This window comes from Streptomyces sp. UNOB3_S3 (genome assembly GCF_020740895.1).
Classification (GTDB): Bacteria; Actinomycetota; Actinomycetes; order Streptomycetales; family Streptomycetaceae; genus Streptomyces.
Genome location: NZ_JAILXP010000474.1, coordinates 1 through 4,746 on the forward strand (window position 1 = coordinate 1; position 4,746 = coordinate 4,746).

Consider the following 4,746-nt stretch of genomic DNA (forward strand, 5'->3'; position numbering starts at 1 on the left):
GGACAGGCCATGCACAGTGCGTGGGCGGTCTCCGGGGTGTCCTTGCCGCCGAGGCAGCGGAAGACGCCGGCGCAGGCGAGGAGGGCGGCGGCGTCGGGGCTGTCGGGCTCGGCGAGCAGCCAGTCGCGGGCCCAGGCGGCGCTGGTGGGGCCCTCGGCGAGGACGAGGAGGCGGTGGCCGCGGCGGTCCCAGTCGTCGCCGGTGCGGGCGAGGAGCTGCCGGGCGTCGGCCCAGCGGCCCCGGGCCAGGGCGTCGCGGACGGTGGCGAGCTCGGTGTCGTCCAGGGCGGGGTCGAAGGTCAGCCCGTCCTTGTTCCGGTGGCGGCCCAAGGGGGGTGGGGGCGTCATCAGCGGGCTTCCTCCACGGCGTACGTCCCCTCCGGGCGCCGGGTCAGGGGCGTCCGCGCACTGTCTTGTTCCTGCTTCCCGATCACGCACAGCAAACCGGTAGTCACTGCTCCGCGTCAAGGCCGGTCGGTCGATGCTGACATGACGTCAAATAACGTACCGTCAGCTCCAGTTGCGGGACGGCCCGGGGCGCGCGGACGGGCGACGCATCGCCGCACGGGCCCCGTGGCACCACCCCCGCCACTCCTCTATCGCATACCCATCGCACACCAGCGCCACGAACAGCAGTTCTATACCCGGGACCCTTCCCCGGACCCCGCCCCGGATGAACGGCCGAAAGGGGGGTACTCGACCGTCGCACCGCCCCCGAGGCGGCTATCGTTTTGCTGTCAAGTCTCCTACGACCGCAAGGTCTTGAGGTGCGCGACGTGATGGTCTTCGCCTTCGCCCTGGGTGCGGCGTGCTGTCTGGGCGTGGGGTTCGTCCTCCAGCAGAACGCCGCGCAGCGGGCGCCCATGAGCGACTTCCTCTCCCTCCGGCTGCTGCTGGACCTCGCCCGGATGCCGCGCTGGCTGGCGGGCATCGCGCTGATGGTCTGCGGCATGGCCCTGGGCGCCGTCGCGCTCAGCCGGGGCGAGGTGTCGCTGGTCGACCCGCTGATGGCGACGAACCTGCTGTTCGCCATGGCCCTCTCCCGCTGGCAGACCAAGCAGCCGCTCGGCCGCACCGGCTGGGGCGGGCTGTGGCTGCTGGCGGGCGGGGTGGCGGCCTTCATCGTCGCCGGGCGCCCGCACGGCGGGCGGACGGTCACCGATCCGCTGCGGCACTGGCTGATCGTCGGGATCATGGTGGGCACCGCGCTGCTGCTGGCGGCGGTCTCCAAGCGGGTGCGGATGAGCACGGAGGCGGCCCTGCTGGCGGTCGCGGCCGGGCTGCTCTACGGCGTGCAGGACGCGCTGACGCGGGTGAGCGGCACACGGTTCGCGCACGGCGGCTGGCGGGAGCTGGTCACCGGCTGGCAGCCCTACGGGGTGCTGGTGCTCGGGGTGACGGCGCTGGTGCTGGTGCAGAGCGCCTTCGAGACGGCCCCGCTGCGGATGTCGCTGCCCGCGCTGACGGCGGCGCAGCCGCTGGCGGGGATCGCGTGCGGGGTGGGCTTCATGGGCGACCAGCTGCGGACGACGCCCGCGGCGCTGGCCGTGCAGGCGGCGGGGCTGGTCGCGATCGTGTGCGGCATCGTGCTGATCGGCCGGCATCCGGCGATGCCGTCGGGCATGGCGGAGCCGGGCCAGGTCCGGGATCTCCAGCCGCACTGACCGCCGCCCACCGCGGTCCTGGGATCCGCTCCCCCCGCGGGCCGCTGCTGGTTGGATGGGGCCATGACCGATCAGCGGCCGCTCGGGGCGGATGAGGTGCTGGACATCGTCGACGAACACGACCGGGTCGTGGGGCGGGCGCCGCGCGGCGCGGTGTACGCCGAGGGGCTGCTCCACCGGTGCGTGTTCGTCCAGGCGCGCGACGCGCGGGGACGGATCTTCGTTCACCGCCGGACCGACCGGAAGCTGGTCTTCCCCTCGCGGTACGACATGTTCGTCGGCGGGGTGGTCGGCACGGGCGAGTCGTACGACGAGGCCGCGCTGCGGGAGGCCGAGGAGGAGCTGGGGGTCAGCGGCCTCCCGGCGCCCACACCTCTGTTCCGCTTCCTCTACCGGGGCCCGGGGGGCGGGTGGTGGTCGGCGGTGTACGAGGTCCGCTGCGACCTTCCGGTCTCGCCCCAGGAGGAGGAAGTGGCCTGGTGGGACTTCCTCCCCGAGGAGGAGGTGGCGGCCCGGCTGGACGAGTGGGACTGGGTGCCGGACGGGCTGGAGGCGTACGTCCGGCTGCGCGAGCGCCGGACGGGCACGGGCCCGTCCGGCGGCTGACGGGGCGGAGCCCGGTCAGGGCACCGTCACCACGATCTTTCCGCGCGTGTGGCCCTCGGCGCTGCGGCGGTGGGCGTCCGCCGTCTTCTCCAGCGGGAAGACCTCGGCCACCTCGACCTTGAGGACGCCCTCCGCCGCCAGGCGGCCCAGCTCCGCCAGGTCGGCCGGGTCGGGGCGGACCCACAGCACGCGGCCGCCGTGCTCCGTGACGGCCGGGTCGGCGATGGAGACCAGGCGGGCGCCGTGGGCCGTGACGGCGGGCGAGGTCGCGACGGCGCCGCCCCCGACGAGGTCGAGCACCACGTCCACGCCCTTGGGCGCCAGGGCCCGGACCCGCTCGGCGAGCCCGTCGCCGTAGGTGACGGGCTCCGCGCCCAGGGCGCGCAGATAGTCGTGGTTGCGCTCGCTCGCCGTGCCGATGACGCGGGCGCCGAGCCGGCGGGCGAGCTGGACGGCCATGGAGCCCACCCCGCCGGAGGCGCCGTGGATCAGCACGGTGTCGCCCTCGCCGGTCCGCGTCGCGCGCAGCGACTGGAGGGCGGTGAGCCCGGCCAGCGGGATGGCGGCGGCCTCCTCGAAGGTGAGGCCGGCGGGCTTGGGGGCCAGGGTGCGCACGGGGGCGGCCACGTACTCGGCGAAGGTGCCCCGGGAGAGGAAGTCCTCGCGGACGTAGCCGATGACCTCGTCGCCCTCCTGGTACTCGGGGGTGTCCGCGCCCTGTCCGACGACCACGCCCGAGACGTCCCAGCCGGGCACGACCGGGAAGACGGGCTGGATCATGGCGTCGAGGTAGCCCTCGCGGGCCTTCCAGTCGACGGGGTTGACGGCCGCCGCCCTGACCTTGATCAGGACGGAGTCGGGCCCGACCTTGGGCAGGGGGAGGTCGCCGTACTCCAGGACCTCGGGGCCGCCGTAGGCCCGGTAGCTGACAGCCTTCATGGTGCGGGCTCCTTTCGGAGTGTTCTACGGGGGGTCAGCGGGTCGCGGGTGCGGTGGTCCCAGCCTCGGCCGCCGGGGCCGGGTCCGCCACCGCGGCCTCACCCAGGGTGCGGATCCTCCGCAGCCCCAGCCCGGCCACCACCGAGACCAGGACGAACGCGGCGCCCGCGATCACGAAGGTGAGGGTGAACTGGCTCTCGGCGGGCAGCTTGGGCGCGCCCGGCGGCAGGTGCTCGATGCTCTTGGAGGCGAGGACCGTGGTGATCATCGCGCTGCCGATGGCGCTGCCGGTGGAGCGGGAGATGGAGTTGATGCCGTTGGCGATGCCGGTCTGGTGGTGGGGCACGCTGGCGACGATCACGGCGGGCATGGCGGCGTAGCCGAAGCTGATGGCCGCGCCGACGCACATACCGGCGGCGATCACGGCGTAGGCGTGCTCGTGGTCCAGCGCGATCCACACGAAGCCGGCGGTGCCGATGGCCGAGGCCAGCAGCAGGACCAGGCGGGGGCCCTTGTGCCGGACGAGCTGGCCGCCGACGGGTGCGGCGAGCAGCGAGACGACGGTGCTGGGCAGCAGGAACTCGACGGAGGCGCGCAGGACGGTCGCGTCGAAGCCATAGCCGGTGATCTTCGAGGGCATCTGCACCAGGTAGGAGACGCCGATGAAGAGGGCGAAGGAGCCGAAGCCGACGAGCAGGCCGGCGATGTTGGCGAAGAGCACCGGCGGGTGGGCGAACATCCGCATGTCGACGAGCGGCTCGCGCACCTTGCGCTCGACCAGCGTCCATATCGCGGCCGTCACCGCGGCGCCGGCGAAGCAGCCGATCGTCCGGGCGGAGGACCAGCCCCACTCGTGGCCCTGGGTGATGGGCAGCAGGAGCAGCACGAGGGTCGCGGCCAGGGTCAGGGCGCCGAGGACGTCGGTGCGGCCGCCGGTGGTCTCCCGGGTGGCGGGGACGAGGGTGGCGACGGCGAGGAGGGCGAGCGCGGCGAGGCCGGTGGCCAGCCAGAAGGCGCTGCGGTAGTCGGGGTCGTCGCCGGAGGTGAGCAGGCCGGTGGCGACGAGCGCCAGGCCGCTGCCGAAGGCGAGGGTGCCGCTGACCATGGCCATGGCGCCGGGCAGCCGGGCCGGGCGGACCTCCTCACGGAGCACGGAGAGGGCCAGCGGGAAGATCGCGGTGGCGGCGCCCTGGAGCACCCGGCCGACGATCAGCCAGAGCAGGGAGTGGGTGACGGCCGCGAGGACGGAGCCCGCGACCATCACGACCAGGACGGCCACCAGGGTCTTCTTCTTGCCGTGCTGGTCGCCGAAGCGGCCGAGCAGCGGGGTGAAGACGGCGGCGGAGAGCAGGGTCGCGGTGGTGACCCAGCTGACGTTCGCGGACGAGGTGCCGAGGTCCTTCTGGATGAGGCCGAGGATCGGCACCACCAGGGTCTGCATCATCGAGACGACCATGGCGGCCAGGCTCAGGGCGAAGACGATCACCGTCTCGTTCCGCTGCGTGGCGGGGGCGGTGGACGCTGGGGAGGTCATGGGA

4 protein-coding genes and 1 pseudogene are annotated in these 4,746 nt (G+C 73.8%); 2 read left to right on the plus strand and 3 right to left on the minus strand.

Annotation, left to right across the window (positions count from 1 at the left end):
* A pseudogene (locus tag K6I33_RS31950) lies at positions 1-347 on the minus strand (hypothetical protein); the annotation flags it as partial.
* Between the two features lie 431 nt (positions 348-778).
* On the opposite strand from K6I33_RS31950, the gene K6I33_RS31955 reads away from it, so the two are divergent.
* Both K6I33_RS31955 and K6I33_RS31960 read left to right on the plus strand, forming a co-directional pair.
* Positions 779-1,663: a DMT family transporter gene (locus tag K6I33_RS31955; RefSeq protein WP_229358045.1), complete on the plus strand. Its 885-nt coding sequence runs from the start codon at positions 779-781 to the stop codon at positions 1,661-1,663.
* 63 nt (positions 1,664-1,726) lie between these two features.
* Positions 1,727-2,269, plus strand: coding sequence for an NUDIX hydrolase (locus tag K6I33_RS31960; RefSeq protein WP_229358043.1), 543 nt, complete (start codon positions 1,727-1,729; stop codon positions 2,267-2,269).
* Positions 2,270-2,284: 15 nt separating this feature from the next.
* Here K6I33_RS31960 and K6I33_RS31965 read toward each other — a convergent pair whose 3' ends face one another.
* Together K6I33_RS31965 and K6I33_RS31970 are read right to left on the minus strand one after the other, a co-directional pair.
* Positions 2,285-3,208: an NADP-dependent oxidoreductase gene (locus K6I33_RS31965; RefSeq protein WP_229358044.1), complete on the minus strand. Its 924-nt coding sequence runs from the start codon at positions 3,206-3,208 to the stop codon at positions 2,285-2,287.
* 34 nt (positions 3,209-3,242) lie between these two features.
* A complete protein-coding gene (locus tag K6I33_RS31970; protein ID WP_229358046.1) occupies positions 3,243-4,742 on the minus strand; it encodes an MFS transporter in 1,500 nt (499 codons plus the stop codon).
* Positions 4,743-4,746: the final 4 nt, after the last annotated feature.

Coding starts and splice junctions, on each gene's coding strand:
- K6I33_RS31960 (WP_229358043.1), top strand. CDS start 1,727: ATGACCGATCAGCGGCCGCTCGGGGCGGATGAGGTGCTGGACATCGTC.
- K6I33_RS31970 (WP_229358046.1), bottom strand. CDS start 4,742: ATGACCTCCCCAGCGTCCACCGCCCCCGCCACGCAGCGGAACGAGACG.
- K6I33_RS31955 (WP_229358045.1), top strand. CDS start 779: ATGGTCTTCGCCTTCGCCCTGGGTGCGGCGTGCTGTCTGGGCGTGGGG.
- K6I33_RS31965 (WP_229358044.1), bottom strand. CDS start 3,208: ATGAAGGCTGTCAGCTACCGGGCCTACGGCGGCCCCGAGGTCCTGGAG.